Here is a 21,178-nt window from a genome sequence, read left to right as displayed (position 1 = left end):
CTCAACCGGGGGGTGAAGGAATCATGTCGACCATTGCCAACACCCCGAACCGCCTGCGGGACAGTCGCTCCGATCGGCCATCGCCCGAAACCAGCGAGGGTGCGCGGTACCCGCTGTCGGCCGCCCAGCGCCGCGCCTGGTTCCTGCAGACCCGCGATCCCGCGGACAACACCCTCAATATCTGTGTCGCGTACCGCTTGACCGGTCCGTTGGCCGTGCCGCGGTTACGGGCCGCGGTCAGCGCGGTCGTCGCGCGGCACGACATTCTGCACACCACGTACGGTCTGGCGGCCGACGGTGAACCGTTCCAGACCGTGCGGCCGGACGTACAGCCGTCCTGGCAGGAACACGACCTGTCGGAGCTGGTCGAACCGAGCCGGGCCCGGCGCGCGGAAGTGTTGGCCCGCCGTGAATTCGGCCGTCCCTTCGACCTGGCCGCCGAGGCGCCGCTGCGCTGCACCCTGGTGCGCACCGGCGCCGAGGAGTTCGTCTTCATCCTGGTCGCGCACACCATCTGCTGGGACGACGATTCGTGGAGTGTGCTGCGCGCCGAACTGAACGCCGCGTACAACGGCGCCGAGCCGCCGGCCGGCCCGGGCACCCAGTTCGTGGATGTCGCCGTGCTCGGCGAGGCGCCCCGCACGCCCGAGGACGCGGCGGTCGAATACTGGCGCCGCACACTGCGTCCGCTGCCCGATCCGCTCGAGTTGCCGGGCAAGCCGATCGTCGCGGATACCGAGAACCGCCGGACCGGGCGCAGCGTCCTCGCGGTGCCGCCCGAACTGCTCGCGCGGGTCTACGCGTTCGCGGGCGAACACGACTCGACGCCGTTCGCGGTGGCGCTCGCCGCGTTCCACGCGCTGATCCACCGCTACACGGCGGCAACGGATTTCCTCGTATCGGTGCCCGTGTCCACCCGGGACGCGTCCGCGGTCTCGGTGATCGGGTACTTCGGCAACACGGTGCTACTACGTGCGGCGGTCCGGCCTGGCGACACCTTCGCGGAGTTCGCCGCGGACGTCCGGGACAACTGTGCCGCGGCGTTCGCACACCAGGAAGTCGGCATCGACCGGGTGATCCGCGAGATCAACCCGGACCGCGGCAACGGCCGGGACGGCCTGGAACAGTTGGTGCGGGTCGGTTTCGGCGTGCGTGAGACGCCTCGCGGATTCGAGTTCGACGGCATCACCGTCACCGCGCTGGACCTCGGCCGCTCGGTGCCCCAGGTGCCGTTGCGGGTCACCGCCGTGTTCGACGTGCACGGTGTCCACCTCGAGGCCGAGTACTGGGCCGACGAGGTCGAACCCGGGCTGGTCGAGCAATTGCTCACGCACTACCTCCGGCTGCTCGGCAGCGCGCTGACCGCGCCGGGCGCCCGGGTCGGCGAGCTGGATATGTATGGGCCGCAAGATCGTTCGCTGTTGCTGGCGCAGTCGCACGGTGTGCTGGTGGACACCCCGCCGACCACGATGGTCGCGCTGTTCGAACGTGCCGTCGCGGCCACCCCCGGCGCACCGGCGGTGCTGGCGCCGCGATACGACGGTGCCGACGACGTGGCACTGACCTACGACCAGCTCAATCGTCGCGCGAATCGGCTGGCGCACTGGCTGATCGGGCAGGGAGTCGGCCCCGAGGACGCGGTCGCGCTGCGCCTGGGCAATTCGGTCGAGTTCGTGGTCGCGGTGCTGGCGGTGCTCAAAGCCGGTGGCGCCTACTTGCCGATCGATCCGGCCGACCCGGACGAGCGCATCGAGGAGTTCTACCGGGACGCGCGCCCACGGTTGGTGTTCGGCTTGGTCGAGCTGGTGGCCGCGGAAGAGTCCGCGGTCGAGTTGCCCGACCACGATCCGGCCGATCCCGAACGGGTCCGCGCGCTGCGCCCCGGCAATCTCGCCTACCTCATCTATACCTCGGGTTCGACCGGAAAGCCCAAGGGCGTGGCGGTTTCGCATGCCGCGATCGCCGAGCACCTGGACGGCTTCCGTGCGGAGTGGGGGATGACGGCCGAGGATCGGCTGTTGCAGTCGTCGCCGGTGAGTTTCGACGCCTCGCTGCTGGACATCTTCGTCACGCTGACTGTCGGCGCGTGCCTGGTGATTCCGAAGCCCGCCGCATTCCGCGACATCCCGTACGTCGCCGACCTGATCACCCGTTGCGGTATCACCGTGCTGCACATGGTGCCGTCGACGCTGAGCACCTTCCTGCTGCTGCCCGAAGTGAGCGAATGGCGTGCGCTGCGCCATGTTCCGGTCGGCGGCGAGGCGTTGCTCGGCGAGGTGGCCGATCGCTTCGCCGGGGTCTTCGACGCGGAACTGCGCAACCACTACGGGCCGACCGAAGCCGTGGTCTCCGCGACGCATATGCCCGTCGACGGTCCACAGGGCACCCGGATCGTGCCGATCGGCGTGCCGAATCGCAACGTGTACTGCTACCTGCTCGATGAGCGATTGCAGTTGGTCCCGCACGGTGTGATCGGGGAAATCTATTTGGGGGGTGCGCAATTGGCGCGTGGTTATCTCCATCGGGCGGGACCGACCGCGGACCGTTTCGTGGCCGATCCGTTCCTGCCGGGCGCGCGGCTGTATCGCACGGGCGATCTGGCCCGGCGCGGCGCCGACGGCGTGCTCGAATTCGTCGGTCGCGCCGACGCGCAAGTGAAGGTGCGCGGGTTCCGTATCGAGCTCGGTGAGGTGGAGGCCACCATCGCGGCGGATCCCGGGGTCGGGCACTGTGCGGTCGTCGCGGTGGCGGACCGGTCGATCGGGACCATGCTCGCGGCCTACGTGGTGCCCGCCGCCGGCGAGCTCGACCTCGAGCAGGTGCGTGCACGTGCGGCCGCGAGCCTGCCCGAGTACATGGTGCCCGCGGCGTTCACGCTGATCGACGAGATCCCGCTGACCAAGCACGGCAAGCTCGACCGTGCCGCGCTGCCGGAACCGGTCCGCATCGCCCATGGCTATCGAGAACCGGGCACTGCCACCGAGATTCGGCTCGTCGAGCTGTATCAGGAGATCTTCGGCCTGGACCGGGTCGGCGCCGACGACTCGTTCTTCGATCTCGGCGGACATTCGCTGCTGGCCAACCGCCTGGTGCCGCGGCTGCGTGCCGAATTCGGGGTGGCGATCGACGTGCGGATGGTTTTCGACAATCCGACGGTGGCCGGGTTGGCCGCGCTCATCGAGGCGACTCCCGTTGCGGCGCCGGAGGAATTGACCGCCGCCGAACGTGACCGGGTGCTCGGCGAGTGGTCCACCGGCGTGGACCTCGTCGACGTGCCGGACCTGGCCGAGGTCATCCGCCGCGGGCACAGCTTCCCCGCCAGTCGGCCTGCGATCCATTGCGGCACAAAGTCGTTGACGTACGGCGAGTTGTTCGCCCGCTTGGCCGCCGGTCGCCCCGACGAACTCGCACCGGCCGACGACGCGGCCGACCGCTTGGTGCGCTTGGTCACGACGCTGCTCGGTGCCGCGGCGGAATCGGGTGCGGACACCTGTGTCCTGCCGCCCGCCTCGGCGCTGGCGGTAGCGGTCGCGGATCGCCGTGCGGTGGCGGCGGATCGGCGGTGCCGGCGCGCCGACCCGGCCTATCACGCACGAGATGTGCGGCTGCTCGCGGTGCGTCGCATCGATGCGCGTGCGGCGGTCGAACTGTTCGCGGCCCTTGCCGACGGCGCGCAGCTGGTCGTCGCGACACCGGCGCAGTGGTCCGATCCCGCCGAATTGGCGGCGCTGATCGCGGAATTCGCAGTGACCCACGTCGTCACCGAGGTCGGCACCGCGGCCGGGACAGCGCAGGTCACCGCCGCGGACGCCACGACGGTCTGTCGTTGGGACCTCACCGGAACCGACACTGCGCCAACGCTTCCCGCACTGTTAGCGGCGGTGGCGCCGAGCTCTGTCGGCACCGTGGCCTACGCCGTACCGGAATACGTGGGCGCCGTGGCGCGTGGCCCGTTGGACGGTACCGGCCGGGTGCGCCCGATACCTGGCGCACGGGTGCTGGTGCTCGACGAGCAGGGCAGGCCGGTGCGCCCAGGAGTGCTCGGTGAGGTCTTCATCGGTGGTGCAGCACTGGGTCGGGTGGACGACGAGGCGGCCGGGCCGTTCCTGGCCGACCCGTTCGCACCAGGGTTGCTGGTGCGCACCGGCGATCGTGCATCCTGGACCGACGATGGTTGGCTGGTGTTTGCTTAGCCTTGCCTCTTGCGGCGAGGATCGGATATGAGGAGTGACGGAATGAAGCTGGGCCGAAGAACGGCGGGACGGGGTCGCGGCATGGTCGGCCGTGTTTTCGCGGTGCTCGCGGTGGGTCTGTTGCTGACCTCCGCCGCCTGTGGTTCCGACGACAAGAGCGACGAGGCGTCCGGTGCGGTGACGATCACGCATTCGCTGGGTGAGACCGCCGTCAGCGGCACCCCGAAACGGATTGTCACCCTGGGCAACCAGTGGCTCGACGCCACGTTGGCGCTGGGCGTGACACCGGTCGGCTACGCGGACAACGTCTCGATGGGCAGCAAGTCGAAGGTGCCGTGGGTGCCGGATTCGTTGAACGAGGCCAAGGTGCTCAGCATGGGCTCCGATGTGGTGGAGCAGATCGCCGCGCTGGAACCGGACCTGATCCTGGTGCCCGGCTTCATGGTCGACAAGGCGATGTACGAGAAGTTGTCCAAGCTGGCGCCGACCATCGGACCGGTGACCCCCAACGCGCAGGTCGACCAGTGGTCGGATCAGCTCGCGACGCTCGGCAAGGTGCTGCACCGGCAGGCCGACGCGGACAAGGTGGTCGCCGACGTCAACGGGCGGATCGACGGGGTGGCGCACCGGTATCCGGGTTTGCGCGGTAAGACCTTCCTCACCTGCATGCTGACCGGTCCCGCGCAGTTGATGGTGCTGGCCGACCCGAAGGACGGCTCGGCCACGCTGTTCAATCGGCTCGGCATGTCGATCCCCGAGAAGATCGCGCAGGAGGCGCCCGCCGGCGGCCGTCTGGCGCTGTCGCCGGAGCGGTTGGGGGACTTGACCTCCGACATGCTGGTCTGCGGCGCGCTGCCCGCGTTCGAGGAGAAGTTCAAGCGGCTGCCCGGCTACGACGCGTTGCCGTCGGTGCAGCGCAACGGTATTGCCTTCGTCGACGTGACGACGATCAGCGCGATCAATACCCCGACGCCGCTGTCGGTGCCTTTTGTGCTGGACAAGCTGGATCCGACGTTCGCGGCTGTGAGCAAGTAGGCACGGCTGGTCCGCTGACCACAGCTGGTTTAGGATAGGCTAACTTTAATTCGGGGGTGGATAGCTGCGCGCTGTCCGCCCCCGATTGGTTGATCGGTAGATAGTGGCCGCGGTGGTTTCCCAGGTGGTTGCCGCGGTGCTCGGAAGGATCGAAAATGTCAGATTCGCTGGTGCGAAACGCGACCAGGGCCACCACTGGTGATCGTGGCACGCCGCTGTCACTCGCGCAGCAGGCCGTGTTGCTGCCGGAACGCCTGCGGCGCACCGCCGCCGCGAATCTGTTCGTCGCGCTGGAGGTCAGCGGCGATCTGGACGACGAGGCGTTCGAGCAGGCAGCCGTTGCGCTGCTGACCGAGCACGAGATTCTGCGCACGGTTTTCCCGGACGACCGCCGCGTGCCCTATCAGCGCGTGGTCGCCGTTCCGGACACCGTGGTCGAGACCGTCCGTATCGAGGAGACCGCGCTGGACGCCGCGCTGCGCTCGGACGCGGTGCATCGCTTCGACTTGGTGCACGACCTCCCGATCCGCCTGCGGAGCTACGCGCTGCCCGAACGTGTTGTCGTTTCGATCACGGTGCATCCGGTCGCCGCCGACGACCGCACAGTGGATCTGCTGGCGGCCGCGCTCTTCACGGCCTACGAGCACGGCCAGGCCGAGCCCGCCGCGGCGCAGTACCGCAGCCTGGTCGCGGCGCAACTGAAAGCGCTGGGCAGCACCGCCGCCGACGACCCGGACCTGGCCTACTGGACGGCGCGCCTCGCGGACCTGCCCGAACGCGCGACCCCGATCCTCCACGACGAGCCCGGCTCGGAGGGTCCGCGCCGGTCCTTCCGTCTTGCGCGGTCCACGTTCGACCGCTTGCGTGGCGAGCACGACGCGGACGTGGTCTTCGCCGCGCTCGCGGCCAGGGCGCTCAGTGAGGCGGGTCTCGGCGACGATGTGCCGGTGGGTGTGGTCGCGCCCGCCCCGGCGGAGTCGGGCACGGTCCTCGGCAATACCGCCAATCAGGTGGTGTTGCGGCTGGATTCGGTGCGGACGGGCACGCCCCGGGAACTCGTCGAGGCGACCGCGGCCTGCGCCACCGAGGCCCGGTCCCACGCGCAGACCAGGATCGAACGGCTCACCCATCAGCTGAAGGGCACCGGCGCGGTGGTGACCGGCGCGCTCTTCCAGGTGCTCGTCGGGGTGCGGGCCGATGGTCCGATCGCGCTCAGCACGCCCGAATACACCGTGCGCGAACTGCAGCGGCGCACCGCCCGCCCCTATGGGGTGGACCTCGTTGTGGACGTCGCGATCGACTCCGACGGCGCCACCGTCACCCTCGAGTTCCCGGCCCTGTCGGGCCGCAGCGCCCTCGACGATCTCGCCGCACATCTCGAAAGCCGTTGCGCGGCATGGGCCGACGCCACCGACGTGGCCATCGGCACGACACTGTTCACCGAGCCGGGTGCGGCCGGTGACCTGGCGGGCGGCCCCGGGCTCGGCGGCGCGCCGCAAACCGACGCGGAACGCGTTGTCGCGGCGGCGATCCGCAAGGTGCTCGAGCTCGACGAGGACGACGAGGTCGGCCGCGCGGACACCTTCTTCTCGCTGGGCGGCGACTCGATCGCCGCGCTGCGCCTGGTCACCGATCTGGCCGAGCAGGGATACGTGCTCGACGTGCAGACCGTTTTCGCCTTCCCGACGGTGCACGAACTCGCTGCGCAACTGGCCGAGGGCGAGCCCGCCGCGGCGGTGCCCGCCCCGGCTGCCGCGGCGCCGATGAGCGCGTCCGGCCTGGACCCCGCCGCGCTGGCGGCGCTCGGCAAGAAGTTCGGCGCGAAGTGAGCACCGAGATCCTCGACGTCGTAGCGCTGTCGCCGCTACAGCGTGGCCTCTATTCGGTCAGCACCATGTCGGGCGAGGTCGATCCGTACTTGGTGACGTTCGCGGCGCGGATCGACGGCCTGCTCGATCTCCCCGGTCTGCGGGTGGCGTTCGACGCAGTGCTGCAACGTTATCCGCACCTGGGCGCGGCCGTGCTGACCGACGGCCTGCCGCACCCGGTGCTGGTGATCACCTCGGACGGGCGGATCGGCTGGCGCGAGGTGGATCTGCGTGCGGCCGCGGACCCGGAAGCCGCCGCCCAGCAGCTTTATTGGGACGAAGGCCGGGTGCGCATCGACCTGGACAACGGCCCGCTGTTCCGGGTGACCGTGGCGCGGGTCGCCGAACACTCCTACGAATTGATCTGCACCGCACACCACATCGTGGTCGACGGCTGGTCCATCCCGTTGATCTTCGCCGATCTGATCGCGCTGTACGGTGGCCGCGGATCGGCGCTGCCGCCCGCGCCGCCGCTGCGCGAGCACGCGGCCTGGCTGGCCACCCGCGACACCGAAACCTCCATCGCGGCCTGGACCGCGGCGCTCGCCGGGTTGTCGCCGATGCCGATGCTCGCGCCGCCCGCGCCGGGGGACATCCCGGTGCTCGGGTCCGCCGAATTCGACCGCGCGGAAACCGAACTGGTCGCGAACTGGGCCCGCGGACACGGCATCACCATGAACACCGTGTGCCAAATGGCTTGGGCCCGGGTGCTTTCCGGTCTCACCGGACGCGACGACGTGGTGTTCGGGCAGACCACCTCCGGGCGCGACGCGTCGCTGCCGCACGCCGATCGGCTGGTCGGCGCGCTCGTCACCACCATTCCGGTGCGGGTGCGGATGGACGAGCGCTCGCCGGCGCGGATCGGAGCCGAGCTGCAACGCACCGTGGCCCAGTTGCGGGCGCACGAATACCTGGGCATCGCCGAGATCACCAAACACGCCGACGCGGGACAGCTCTTCGACACGCTGCTGGTCTTCGAGAACACTCCGCTCGGCGAGATCACCACCTCGATGCAGCTGACGGGTGGCGCCACGATGCGGCCGCGCCGGATCGATTCACCCAGCCACTATCCGATCGCGGTGGTGCCGGTGCTGGAGGACCAGCGGCTCATCACCCGGGTGGAGATCCGCCCGGACCTGGTGGACCGGTTCGATCCGGATCAGCTGGCGCGCCGGGTGCTCGCGGTGATCCGGCGGATGGTCGACGCCGAGCGCGCTTGCGATATCGACCTTTTGCTGGCCGACGAACCCGCCGCGCTGGCCGTCGCGCCGCAGTCGCCGGTGCCGTACCCCTCGGTGCCCGCGGCATTGCTCGCGGCCGCGGACCGGGCCGCTGAACAGGTAGCCGTGGTCGACGCGGCCGGAGCGCAGACCTTCGCGGAATTCGGCTCGGCCGTAGCGGCTTTGGCCGAGGGCCTGCGCGCCGCGGGTGTGCGGCCCGGCGCCGCGGTGGCGGTCGTACTGCCCCGCGATCGCCGAGTGTTGCACGCGCCGTTCGCGATCGGCCTCGCCGGTGCGCTGTGCGTGCACGTGGACGCCGCGACGCCCGCGGACCGGCTGGCCTACATGTTCGAGGTGGCGAACGTCGGCGTCGTGCTCGGCGACGAATCGCTGGCCGACACCTTGCGGCTCGTCCGCGAGCAGGGACGGGAGTTCGTGCACGCGGTACCGGACGACAGCGGTGTGCTGCGGGTGCTCGGTGCGGCCAGCCCGGTCGAGGCGAATGTGCCGGTGCCGCAGCAGGATCGGAACGCGCCCTGCTACGTGGTGTTCACCTCCGGGACCACGGGCCGCCCGAAAGGTGTGGTGGTCCCGCACGGCGCGCTGCTGAATCACTGGTCGAACCACGAGCGCCGGATCTTCGCGCCGCTCACCGCGCAGACCGGACGGCAGTTGCGGATCGGGCACGGCTGGTCGACCGGTTTCGACGCCGCCTGGCAGCCGACGGTAGCGCTGCTCAGCGGGCACACAGTGGTCTTGCTGGGGGACAAGGTACGCACCGACGCCGAGCAGATCGTCGCGGCGATCGAGCAGCAGCGCATCGACATCTTCGACACCTCGCCGTCGATGTTGAACCGGTTGATCGCCGCCGGGCTGTTCACCGAACGCGCCGGCCAGGACGGGGAACAGTGCCCGCTGCTGGTGCTCGCGCTGGGTGGCGAGGCGATCAGCCAGGACACCTGGACCCGTCTGCGCCGCCTGCCCACCACCCGGGTCATCAACTTCTACGGCCCGACCGAGACCACGGTGGAAGCGCTGATGGCCGACGTGCACGAGCACGCGTCGCCGACAATCGGCCGCACCTTCGACAACCTGTCGGCCGAGGTGCTCGATCATCGACTGCGCCCGGTGCCGCCGGGCGGTCACGGCGAGCTGTACCTCTCCGGTGCGCAACTCGCGTTCGGCTATCTCGGCAGGCCCGCCGGCACGGCGGCAGCCTTCGTCGCCGGCGCGGGCGCAAGACGTTACCGCACCGGAGATCTGGTGCGCCGGACCACCGCGGGCACGGTGGTCTACGAAGGTCGCATCGACAGCCAGGTCAAGATCAACGGATATCGGGTCGAGCCCGACGAGGCGACGGTCGTGTTGCGCGAGCTCGATGGCGTGGCGCACGCCGCCGCACTGGCTTTCGTGGAGAACGGCCGAACCCGGTTGGGCGCCCTGGTCGTCGCCGAGCTGTCCGTCGCCGAGATCCGCGCCGCCCTCGCGCAGCGCCTGCCGCGGTTCCTCGTGCCGACCCGGATCGTGCACGTCGAACAGATTCCGTTGAACCGCAACGACAAACTCGATGTGCACGCCGCGACGGCATTACTGCACGCACCGGTCACCGATGCCGTCGTGGCCGAGCCCGCCACCGAGACCGAACGCACCCTGCTCGGGCTGATCGCCGCGATGGGCGAGGGGCGTACGGCGACGGTCGGCGTGCTGGACAATCTGGCCGACTTGGGCATCGACAGCATCGGCATCATCGACCTGGTGTCCCGGCTGCGCGGCGCGGGATACCGGGTCACCGCGAAAGACGTTGTCGCCGCTGGTGATCTGCGCGAACTCGCGCGCACGCTCGACACCGCCACGGCCGACGACGTCGCCGAGGCCGCGCACACTCCCGCGGGTACTGTCCTTGCGCTCACCGCACTGGCGCACGAGATCATCGCCAACGGCGACTACCGCTACCTCGCGCAGAGCCAGGTGATCACGCTGCCCGACGACGCGACGGTCGAGCTGGTCGACGCGCGGCTGCGCGCCTTGGCTGCGGCGCACCCGACCCTGCGCTCACGCCTGGACACCGAAACGCACGACACCCCGGTGCTGATCGTCGAGGAATCCGTCGACGCGCCAACCTGTTCGGTGCGCACCGACACCGTGGCCGACCCTGCGGCGCGCCTGGCCGAGACCGTGGACCGGCTCGACCCGGCGGCGGGCCGAATGCTCGCCGCCACCGTGCTCGACGGTGGGCCGGGTCGGCGCCGCCTGCTGCTGTCCATCCATCACCTCGCCGTCGACGTGGTCTCCTGGTTGATCCTCGTCGACGACCTGCGCAGGCTCGAACAGGGCGAACTCCCGCTGAACGAGCAACCCCGCGCAGCGGATTCGACGTCGGCGCCGGCTGCGCCGCTGCCGATTCTGGGCGCCGCCCTCGGCGGCCGGTTCTCCGATCCCGCCACCGACCGTGCGGCCAAGGTGATCCAGCGGGTGCGCGAGCTCGGTCCCGAGCACACCGAGCAGATCCTCGCCCGGTGTGCCGAGACGGGAATTTCGTTGGAGGACATGCTGATCCTGGCCTGCGCGCGGACCTTCGCGGACAGCGCGGACACCGCGGGCCGAGTCGCGCTGACCAGGGAGTCGCACGGCAGGCCCGCCGAGGATGACACCCGTCAGGTCGGGTGGTTCACGGTGGAGGAGACGGTCCTGGTGCCGGTGACCGAACTCGGCGGCTGGACGCCGGGGGCGGGGCCGCTGCCGCTGGGCGAGCGCACGCTCGAGGCGCGCGGCCAACTTCGCCTCAACCATCTGGGCCGGTTCGACGTGCTGAGCTTCGGTTCCGGACCGTGGTCGCCCGCACCGCTGGCGGAGTTCACCGCCGAGTTCGGCATCGCGGGTCACCCGGATCTGCCGGTGCGGTTCACGGTCGACGTGATGACGGCGGTCGTCCCGCGCGACGGCAGGCCGTCGCTGGTTGCCCAATTCGACGTGAATTCGGCGGTTCTGGACGAAGCGGACACCGACGTCCGGGTCGACCGTTGGGCCGCGGTACTGACCGAACTCGCCGCTGGGTGAGTCGGTAACCGGCTATGTGCCGGTGACTAGACATTGCAAATAGGTTAGGCAAACCACACTCTGCCTCTGGGTGCCCTCCGTGGGTTACGATGCCTTGAGGTTAGGCAAGGCTTGCCTCTGCGGTCCGATGGGCTGTTTCTCGGCTGGTGAGGAGTCTGATGTTCGGCAAGGCTGAACTGCGCGACATGGTGGCGACAGATCTCGGTGTAGCACCCGAAACGGTGGGTTACGACGACGATCTGGTGAGCCTGGGCATGCATTCGATGAAGCTCATGCACCTGGCCGCCAAATGGCGCAAACAGGGCTACGAGGTGCGCAGTTCGGCCCTCGCGCTGAATCCGACGATCTCCGGCTGGGCGGAGTTGCTGGGAGTGAGCCAGGCGGTCGAGGAGATCGCGCCCGCGTCCGCTCTGGCCGCCGAAACCGCTACCGAGACGGACGAATTCGCGTTGGCGACGATGCAGCACGCCTACTGGGTGGGTCGTCGGCAGGATCAGCGGCTCGGCGGGGTCGCGGCACACCTCTACGTCGAATTCGACGGCCGTGGCCTGCAGGCCGACCGCATGCGGCGCGCGGCCGAACGCCTGGTCGCGCACCATGCCATGCTACGGGCCCAGTTCCTGGACAGCGGCACGCAGCGGATCCTGCCCGCGCCGCTGGCGCCGGTCTGCCACACCCTCGACCTGAGCGCGCATTCCCAGGCCGAGGTCGAGACCGCGCTAGACGGCATCCGCCAGGACAAGAGCCACCAGCGCATGGACGTCGCGGCGGGCCAGGTGGTGGACATCGCGGTGACGGTGCTGCCCGGCGGCGCGCATCGCCTGCACCTCGACGTCGACATGGTGGCCGCCGACGCCCAGAGCTACCGTCGCATCCTGGACGACCTCGCCACGCTCTACGAAGCCGACCACGACGCACTCGAGCCGCTCGGTTTCACCTTCCGCGAATACCTCGCCGCCAAAGCGCGGACCGCCCCGGACAATTCCGCCGATGCGCAGTGGTGGGCGCAGAAGGCGCCGACCCTGCCCGACATCCCGTCGCTGCCGGTGGTGCCGGAGAACGAACGGCCCGACCCGTCGCGCAGCATCCGCCTGCACCACTGGTTCGACGCCGGAGAAAAGGCGCGGCTGCAGCAGTACGCGCACGGCAACGGCGTGACGCCCGCCGTCGCGCTGGCCACCGTGTTCAGCGAGACCATCGCGCGCTGGTCGGCGCAGCAGCGCTTCCTGCTGAACCTGCCGTTGTTCGCGCGCGAGCCGCTGCACGACGACATCGACCGCGTGGTAGGCGATTTCACCAACTCCGTGCTGGTCGACGTCGACGCGCGCACCACCGAATCGATGGTGGCGCGGGCGAAGCGATTGCAGCGCGAACTGCACACCTCGGCCGTGCATTCCGGCTACGAGGGCTTGGACGTACTGCGCGATCTGGGCAGGCTGCGCGGTGCGCCGGTCACCCCGTCGGTGGTGTTCACCTCGGGCCTGGATCTGGGAGAGTTGTTCTCCGAGCGCGTCACTCGCGTGTTCGGTGAACCGGTCTGGATCCTGTCGCAGGGACCCCAGGTCGACCTGGACGCGCAGGTCGTCGAGCTCGCCGGCGGCTTGCTCGTCAACTGGGACATCCGCCGCGACGCGCTGCCCGAAGGCGTCGCCGAGGCGATGTTCGCCGAATTCCGCAGCACGCTCGCCGCACTCGTGCGGCCGGACGCGGACTGGTCCGCCGAGTTGGCGCTGCCGCTGCCGCAACCGCAACGCGCGGTGCGTGACTCGGTCAATGACACCGCCGCCGAGCTGGGCGCGCGCACCCTGCACGACGCGTTCTTCGCACTCGCGCAACAGCATCCGGACCGCGTCGCGCTGCGCTGGCGCGACGGCGGATCGGCCGGCTACGGGGAACTGGCCGCGCAGGCACTCGCGGTCGCCCGCGCGCTCGCCGATGCCGGGGTCACGTCCGGCGACACCGTGGCCGTCGTCGTGCCGAAGGGGCACCGCCAGCTTCCCGCTGTGCTCGGTGTGCTCGCCGCGGGTGCGGCCTACTTGCCGATCGGCGTCGATCAGCCGAGCGCGCGCCGGGATCGGATCCTCGCGCGCGGTGGCGTGCGGGTCGCGATCGTCGACGATGCCCGGACCCTGCCCGACACAGTGACCGGAATCGCGCTCACCGACGCGCTGACCGGGCCCGGCCTGGACCGGCCGGTGGCCACGACGCCGGACGCCGTCGCCTACGTGCTGTTCACCTCCGGATCGACCGGGGAGCCCAAGGGCGTCGAGGTGAGCCACCGTGCGGCCGCCAACACCATCGACGCGATCGGCGCCCGCTTCGATCTCGGCCCGGACGATCGGTTGATCGGGTTGTCCGCGTTGAGCTTCGACCTGTCGGTGTACGACATCTTCGCGCCGCTGTCGCTGGGCGGGGCCCTCTCCTGTGTCGACGCGGAGACCGAGCGCGACGCCGCCGCGTGGGCCACCCTCGTCGCGGAGTCCGGTGTGACCGTGCTCAATTGCGCGCCGGGCCTGATCGGCATGCTGCTCGATCTCGCCTCGCCTCAGCAGCTGCGTTCGCTGCGACTCGTGCTGACCGGCGGCGACAAGGTGAAAACCGAACTCGCACAGCGGATGCGCGCGCTGGTGCCGGGCTTGCGCTTCGTCGGCCTCGGCGGCACCACCGAGACCGCGATCCACTCCACCGTCTGTGAGGTCACCGACGACTTCCCGGCCGCGTGGGTCAACGTGCCCTACGGCACGCCGCTGGCCAACGTGCAGTTGCGCGTGGTGAACGAGCGCGGCGAGGACTGCCCGGACTGGGTGCTCGGTGAACTCTGGATCGGCGGCACGAGCGTCGCCGACGGCTACCGCGGCGACCCGCAACGCACGGCGGACCGCTTCGTTCAGGTCGACGGCGTGCGCTGGTACCGCACCGGCGATCTGGCCCGCTACCTGCCCGACGGCACCGTCGATTTCCTCGGCCGCGCCGACCACCAGGTCAAGATCCGCGGCTATCGGGTCGAACTCGGCGAGGTCGAGTCGGCGCTGCACGGGCTCGCCGCGGTCCGCGAGGCCGTCGCGCTGATCACGCCCTCGGGCCGGCTCGCCGCCGCGGTGACCGCCGCCGCGCCGGTCGAGCCCGCCGAAATCGCCGAGCAACTGCGCGAACTGCTGCCCGGCTACATGATTCCCGAGGTCGTCGAGGTGCTCGACGCGATCCCGCTGACCGCCAACGGCAAACTCGATCGCGCGGCGGTGGGGGCCCGGTTCGCCGACGACGCCGCCACCGGCAATGTCTATGTGCCTCCGGCGAACGAGGTCGAGGCCGCGGTCGAATACATCACCGCCCAGGTGCTCGGCGTCGATCGCCTCGGCGTCGAAGCCGACTTCTTCGACGTCGGCGGCAACTCGATCCTGGCGACCACGCTCACCGGTCAGATCCGCGGTCTGCTCGCGGTGCGGGGGTTCGGGGTCACCGGCGTGCTCGAAGGTCGCACGGTGCGCCGGATCAGCGCGGGTCTGCTCGCCGCCGAGCCGGCACCGGACCGGTTGGTCCAGGTGGCGCGCATCCTGCTCGAGCTGGCCGAGATCGACCTGCCCACGCCGGCGGCCCTGGTGTAGCGCGGAATGTGTTGCCGCACCGGTTGTTTCGAGAAAAGATTGGTTTGACGTAGATGCGATCGCTGGAAGACCTGCAGGAAGCGATGCGGGCGAGGCTCGCCGCCGAGGGCCTGGCGGGCACCCCCACGGTGCCACAGCGCCGGGACCCGTCCCGCGCGGCCATGTCCTTCGGTCAGCGCTATGTGTGGGCGCACCAGCAGATCTCGCCGGACAGCACCGCGTACAACCTGTGCCTGGCGCTGACCTTCGCGGGCGAGGTCGTCGACGACGCACTGCGACAAGCCTTTCTGGCCCTGGTGCAGCGGCACGAGGTGCTGCGCACCACCTATCACAACGACGAGCACGGCAACCCCTACCAGCGCATTCATCCCGAACTCGCGCCCCGGGTCCGCGAATTCGACCTGACCGGTCTCGTGGCCGAGGAGGCGCAGCGCACCCTCGACGCTCGGGTCGCGGCAGCCGCGCACGAGACCTTCGACCTGTCGAACGAGTCGTCCATGCGGCTCGATTTCGTGCGCGTCGACGCGCGCAGGCTGGTCGTCATCGTCGTGATCCAGCACATCGCCTGGGACGGCATGACTCTGCCCGCGCTGTCGAAGGACGTCGAGCGGTTCTATCGCGAGGCGCTGACCGGCGCGATCACCGTCGAGCCGCTGCGTCGTCAGGTCGCCGACTTCGCGGAGTGGGAGCAGGACCGCTTCGAGACCGCCGATCACCGTGTGGACAGCGAGTTCTGGGCGAGTCGCTTCGACGGCGAGGTGCCCGAGCTGCCGCTGCCGTACAACCGGCGTCCCGCGCTGGTCACCGAAACCGGTAGCCGTCTCGACCGGCTGCTCGGTGCGGCGGCGGACGCCAACCTGCGCAACCTCAGCGCGGCGCTGCGCACGACGCCGTTCTCGGTGTTCCTCGCCGCGTATTACGTTGCGTTGCGCCAGGTTACCGGTCAAGCCGACATCGTGATCGGGACCACGGTCGCCAACCGCGAAGAAACCGGTATGGAACTGCTGATCGGCAATTTCAGCAACATGCTCCCGCTGCGGCTGAACCCGCTGGGGGAGGGCGCGGGTTCGACCGGCACCTTCGCCGAGCTGGTCGGCTATGTGCGTGCGGTGACCACGGAAGCGTTCCGGCACAAGAACTTCCCGCAGGAGGGCGTGGTGCGCGCGATCAACCGCGCGACCGGCAATGTGGGCTCCGCGCTGTTCGACACCATGGTGCTGTTCCTGGATCAGAAGATCGACGGACCGCAGCTGCCCGGCGCGGTCACCAGCTGGCAGCTGGCCGACCACGGCGCCTCGCTGCTGCCGATCGCCGTGGAGGCATTCCTGCACAGCGACCGGGTCGACGTGCAGATCACCTATCGGACCGATCTTTTCGACGAGTCGACGATCGAGCGGCTGCACGACTACATCGACCAGACGCTGGCCGCCGCCACGGCGGAGCGCCGGGTGGACGATCTGCTCGTGCTGAGCGCGGCCGATCGCGCCGCGGTGCAGAGCTGGTCGCGCGGTGCTGCGGTGCCGATCGCGGCGGACAGCGTCGACGCGATGATTCGTGAATCCGCGCGGCGGTACCCCGATCGGGTCGCGGTGATCTTCGGCGAGCTGGAGCTGACCTACACCGAATTCGACGCGCGGGTGAACCGTTTCGCCCGGCGGCTGCTCGAACGCGGGGTGCGCGCGGGCGATCGGGTCGGCGTCTTCGCCGAGCGCAGTGAATGGCTGCCCGTGGTGTTCGCGGCGGTGCTGCGCACCGGCGCCGTCTACGTCCCGATCGATCCGAGCTACCCCGCCGATCGGATCGAGTTCATGCTCCGCGACGCGGAACCCGCCCTGCTGGTTCGCTCGGCGCGTCCCGAGCGGTCGCTCGACCCGGAATGCATTGCGGGAGTGCCGATCCTGGACCTCGCCGACGAGGCGGAGCGCGCGGCCGCGGCGCAGCTCGACGACAGCGCGATCCGGGCCGACGAACTCGTGCGCCCGATCCATCCGTTCGACGCCGCCTACCTGCTGTACACCTCGGGCACCACCGGCAGGCCCAAGGGCGTGGTGAACCACCACCGCGGCGTCGTCAACCATGTCCAGTGGATGCGCGACTACCTGGGCTTCGGCGCGGAGCGCATCCTGCAGAAGGCGCCGATCGGCTTCGACGTCTCGGTCTTCGAACTGGTCAACGCGCTGTGCACCGGCTCGGCCACGGTGCTGCCGCCGCCGGATTGGTGGCAGGCCGATGTGGAGGCGCTGGCGGGCATCATCGATCGGCACCAGATCACCCAGATCTCGTTGGTGCCCAGCGTGACCCGGGCCTTCCTCGACGCCGAGCCCGATCCGGCCCGCCTGCAGTCCATGCGCTTCGTCTACCTCGGGGGCGAGGCGGTGCCGCCACCGCTGGTGGAGGAGGCGAGCCGGGTGTTCGGCGGCACCGTCCTGGGCCTCTACGGGCCGACCGAGGCCGCCATGGACCTGATGCACGAGAACTTCGCGGGCGCACTGGCAAAGCCCGCGGAGTTCCGGTCGGCGCTGATCGGCCAACCGGAATGGAATTCGACGGTCTACGTGCTCGACGATCGGCTGCGGCAGGTGCCGCCCGGGGTGACCGGTGAATTGTATTTGGGCGGAGTGCAACTCGCTCAGGGCTACCACCACCGATCCGATCTGAGCGCGGCGACCTTCGTCGCCTGCCCGTTCGCCGACGAACCCGGCGCGCGGATGTACCGCACCGGCGATGTGGTGCGCTGGCATCCCAGCGGCAGCATGGAGTATCTCGGCCGGATCGACGATCAGGTCAAGGTGCGCGGTCACCGCATCGAACTCGGCGAGGTCGGCTCGGTGCTGCGCCAGGTGCCGGGCATCGCCGCGGCCGCGGCGATCGCGATCAACCGCGACAGCGACGCGGCACTGGTCGCCTACTATGTGCCCGAGGCCGGATCGGCGTTCGAGTCCGGTGCCGAGGCCGAGAATGCCGGGGACATCAGGGTTTTCCTGGCCGATCGGCTGCCCGAATACATGATCCCCACGGCGCTGGTGAAATTGGCGGCGCTGCCGCTAACCGCGAACGGAAAGCTGGACCGCAAGGCGCTTCCGGTGCCGGATCTCGGCGGCGACACCGGTCGCGGGCGGGCGCTGCGTGATCCGGCCGAGCAGGCGGTCGCCGAGGTGATCCGGCAGGTCCTCGGGCTCACCGCGCAGGTCGAGCTCGGCGCCGACGACGATTTCCTGGCGCTCGGCGGCGATTCCATCAGTGCGATCCGGATGGCCTCGGCCCTCAAGAAGCGCGGCCTGTTGATCAGCACCAGCGCGCTGTTCGCGGCGCGCACCATCGCGCTCATCGCCGCCGCCACCGAACCGCTCGACCTGTCGACCGCGCCCGCACTGGTCGAATCCGGCGACGGCACCGGCTGGATTCCGCTGAACCCGATTGCGACCCTGCTGACCGAACAGAGCACCGACTACGCCGCTTACAGCCAGGCGACGGCGGTGGTGACCCCGGCAGGCAGCACGCTCGCGCGGCTCAGCGCGATGCTCGACGGGCTGATCGACCGGCATCCGCTGCTGCGCGCCCGCTTGGCGACCGGGCCGGACGGCCGGACGGCGTACTACGTGCCGCACGCGGACGAGCCGTTCGCCCGACCCGTCCTGCACGACATCGAAATCGTCCGTGCCACATGGGAATCGACTGCGACCGACGTACTGAACGAGCAACTGCGCCGAATCGCCGAGGAACTGGATCCCGCGGCGGGCCGGATGGTCGGTGCGGCCTGGGTGCACACCGACGATGACACCGCCGGACGCTTGCTGCTGGTGCTGCACCATCTCGTGGTCGACGGCGTCTCGTGGCGCGTCATCCATGAGGACCTGCGCAGACTCTGGGCGGCCGAAGAACTTTCGGCGGCCGACCTGGGTACGTCGGTGCAGGCCTGGAATACCGGGTTGGTCCAGTTGGCCCAGGCGGACTCGGTGGTCGAGACGTTGCCGTGGTGGCAGGCGATCGCGGACAGCGCCGATCCGCTGCTCGGCGACCGCGCGTTCGATGCCGCCGTGGACACCGTGGCAACGGTGCGCGAGGTCACCGCGGAGCTGGACACCGCCGACACGCACTACCTGATGACCACCGCGGCGCAGGCCTTCGGCTGCGACTTCCTCGACATCCAGGTGGCCGCGCTTGCCGTGGCGACCCGGCAGTTCCGGCAGGCGCGCGAGCGCGACGCCGACCCGGTCAAACTCACCATGGAGCGGCACGGTCGCGTCGAAACCCTCTTCGCCGGAGTCGATCTCGCGAATGCGGTCGGCTGGTTCACCACCGCCTATCCGGTCGCGCTCACCGTTGCGGCCGAGCCGGACATGGTCGGTGCGGTCAAGGCCGTCAAGGAGCAGCTGCGCGCGGTACCCGATTCGGGCATCGGCTGGGGTCTGCTGCGGCGGCTGAACACCGACACCGCGCCGCAACTGGCCGCCGCCGCGCCGCCGCAGCTCAGCTTCAACTACATGGGCCGGTTTGCCGTCCCCGACGCGGCGGGCCGGGTCCAGGAATGGGACGCCGCACCGGAATTCGGCTACCTCGGCGGCCATGCCGATGCGACCATGCCCGCGCCCGCGCTGCTCGACATCAACACCGTCGCGTTGCTGGACAACGACGATCCGGTGCTGCGGGCGTCGTTCCGGTACCCGTCGGGCCCGTTGTCCGAGCAGGACGTTCGGGAACTGGCCGATCTGTGGACCGGCGCGTTGCGTGAGCTGGCGAAAACCGTGCGCGAGGACCCCGCGCGACGCTTGACCCCGAGCGACGTACTGGCGCGCGACGTGACGCAGCTCGATCTCGACCGCTGGCAGTCGCTCTACGGCCGCTACGCGGACGTGTATCCCCTTGCGCCCCTGCAGGCCGGGCTGTATTTCACGGCGATCAGCAGCGCGGGACGCGACGCCTACACGGTGCAGACCACCATCACCGTGCGCGGCGCGCTCGACGTGGCGCGACTGACTCGTTCGCTGAACAACGTGCTGAATCGGTATCCGAACCTGCGCGTCGCCATTTCGGTGTCGCACGCCGGGCAGCCGTACGCCGTCGTCGCCGAGCGGATGGAATTCCTGGTCGAGGAGGTCGATTTCGCGTCGAAGCCGGACGCCCAGGAGCGGCTGCTGGAATTCCTCGACGCCGATCAGGCGGGTGTGTTCGATCTGTCGCGTGGGCCGTTGATGCGGGCTACCGTGGTGCACCTGCCGGCGGGGGAGCACATGCTGGTGCTCGCCTCGCATCACATCCTCACCGACGGCTGGTCCGGACAGCTGCTGCCGCGCGAGATCTTCGCGGACTACGCCAGCGGCGGCACCGCCGAACCCCTGGGCAACCCGGCCACTTTCGCCGAGTTCTTGCGGCTCACCGAGGACCGGGAACAGGCGACCGAGGCCGTGTGGAACGAATACCTGGCCGGCGTGCAGCCCTGTGTGGTGGCACCGAACCGGGTGCCGGGTGGCTCCGAAGTGCCGGTGGCGCACCGCTTCCCGGTCGACGCCGCGGTCGCCGACGCATTGACCGAGCTGGCCGCGACGGCCGGCACCACCTTCAGCGCGATCTGCCAGCTGGCCTGGGCCAACGTGCTGCGCTACGTGACCGGCGGCGACGCAGCGGTTTTCGGCGAGGTGGTATCGGGCCGTCCGGCCGATCTGGACGAGGTCGACAACGCGATCGGCTGCTTCGTGAACACCGTGCCGGTCGCCATCGAGCTACCCGCCGAGCAGAGTTGGCGAGACCGGCTCACCGATGTGCAGCGCCGGCGGGCCGAACTCATGGAATTCCAGCAGTACCGCCTCACCTCGGCGAATCGGGCCGCGGGCGCGCGCAGGCTGTTCGACAGCATGTTCGTGTTCCAGTCCTATCCGTCGGGCCGCGACGAACTGGTGCGGCTGCTCGGCGCGGAGCAACTGGAGCTGGTGTCGTTCGAAGGCCGTGGCGCCACCGACAACGCGCTGCTGATCATGATCTTCCCCGCGGACCTGCTGTTCCCCGGCGAACCCCTTCAGGTCGTCGTCTTCTACGCCGAGGACTCCTTCGACGACAACGACGTTCAGATCATCGAGTCCGCTTTCACCAACACTCTGCGCGCCATCGCCGAGGATGCCGATCACCGCATCGGCGACACCGAGGTTCTCGACGATTCGGACCTGGGGATGTTGGTCATGCGACGGATGTGGCAGTGACGCACC

6 protein-coding genes are annotated in these 21,178 nt (G+C 69.8%); all 6 read left to right on the top strand.

Annotated features, from left to right (window positions below; genetic code table 11):
- Positions 1-23 precede the first annotated feature (23 nt).
- The 6 genes from NBRGI_RS02205 to NBRGI_RS02180 all read left to right on the top strand — a co-directional run bounded on the left by NBRGI_RS02205 (position 24) and on the right by NBRGI_RS02180 (position 21,172).
- Positions 24-4,193, top strand: coding sequence for a non-ribosomal peptide synthetase (locus tag NBRGI_RS02205; protein WP_029892563.1), 4,170 nt, complete (start codon positions 24-26; stop codon positions 4,191-4,193).
- A 27-nt stretch (positions 4,194-4,220) separates the two neighbouring features.
- Entirely contained in the window at positions 4,221-5,228 is a 1,008-nt protein-coding gene (locus tag NBRGI_RS02200) for an ABC transporter substrate-binding protein (protein ID WP_235210823.1), read from the top strand.
- A gap of 155 nt (positions 5,229-5,383) precedes the next feature.
- Complete coding sequence (locus NBRGI_RS02195) at positions 5,384-7,057, top strand: condensation domain-containing protein (RefSeq protein WP_029892561.1); 1,674 nt, start codon at positions 5,384-5,386, stop codon at positions 7,055-7,057.
- Positions 7,054-11,373, top strand: a complete 4,320-nt coding sequence (locus NBRGI_RS02190) for a non-ribosomal peptide synthetase (protein WP_029892560.1) — start codon at positions 7,054-7,056, stop codon at positions 11,371-11,373. The genes NBRGI_RS02195 and NBRGI_RS02190 overlap by 4 nt, the downstream gene beginning before the upstream one ends.
- A gap of 158 nt (positions 11,374-11,531) precedes the next feature.
- Positions 11,532-14,978: a non-ribosomal peptide synthetase gene (locus NBRGI_RS02185; protein ID WP_029892559.1), complete on the top strand. Its 3,447-nt coding sequence runs from the start codon at positions 11,532-11,534 to the stop codon at positions 14,976-14,978.
- A gap of 53 nt (positions 14,979-15,031) precedes the next feature.
- Positions 15,032-21,172 (top strand): non-ribosomal peptide synthetase, encoded by a 6,141-nt coding sequence (locus NBRGI_RS02180; RefSeq protein ID WP_029892558.1) that lies wholly within the window; start codon positions 15,032-15,034, stop codon positions 21,170-21,172.
- Positions 21,173-21,178: the final 6 nt, after the last annotated feature.

The organism is Nocardia brasiliensis IFM 10847, from assembly GCF_000710915.1.
Classification (GTDB): domain Bacteria; phylum Actinomycetota; class Actinomycetes; order Mycobacteriales; family Mycobacteriaceae; genus Nocardia; species Nocardia brasiliensis_A.
The sequence above is the reverse complement of the archived record's forward strand: the minus strand, read 5'-3'. Positions and strand labels throughout refer to the sequence as shown.

Coding starts and splice junctions, on each gene's coding strand:
- NBRGI_RS02180 (WP_029892558.1), top strand. CDS start 15,032: ATGCGATCGCTGGAAGACCTGCAGGAAGCGATGCGGGCGAGGCTCGCC.
- NBRGI_RS02200 (WP_235210823.1), top strand. CDS start 4,221: ATGAGGAGTGACGGAATGAAGCTGGGCCGAAGAACGGCGGGACGGGGT.
- NBRGI_RS02195 (WP_029892561.1), top strand. CDS start 5,384: ATGTCAGATTCGCTGGTGCGAAACGCGACCAGGGCCACCACTGGTGAT.
- NBRGI_RS02185 (WP_029892559.1), top strand. CDS start 11,532: ATGTTCGGCAAGGCTGAACTGCGCGACATGGTGGCGACAGATCTCGGT.
- NBRGI_RS02205 (WP_029892563.1), top strand. CDS start 24: ATGTCGACCATTGCCAACACCCCGAACCGCCTGCGGGACAGTCGCTCC.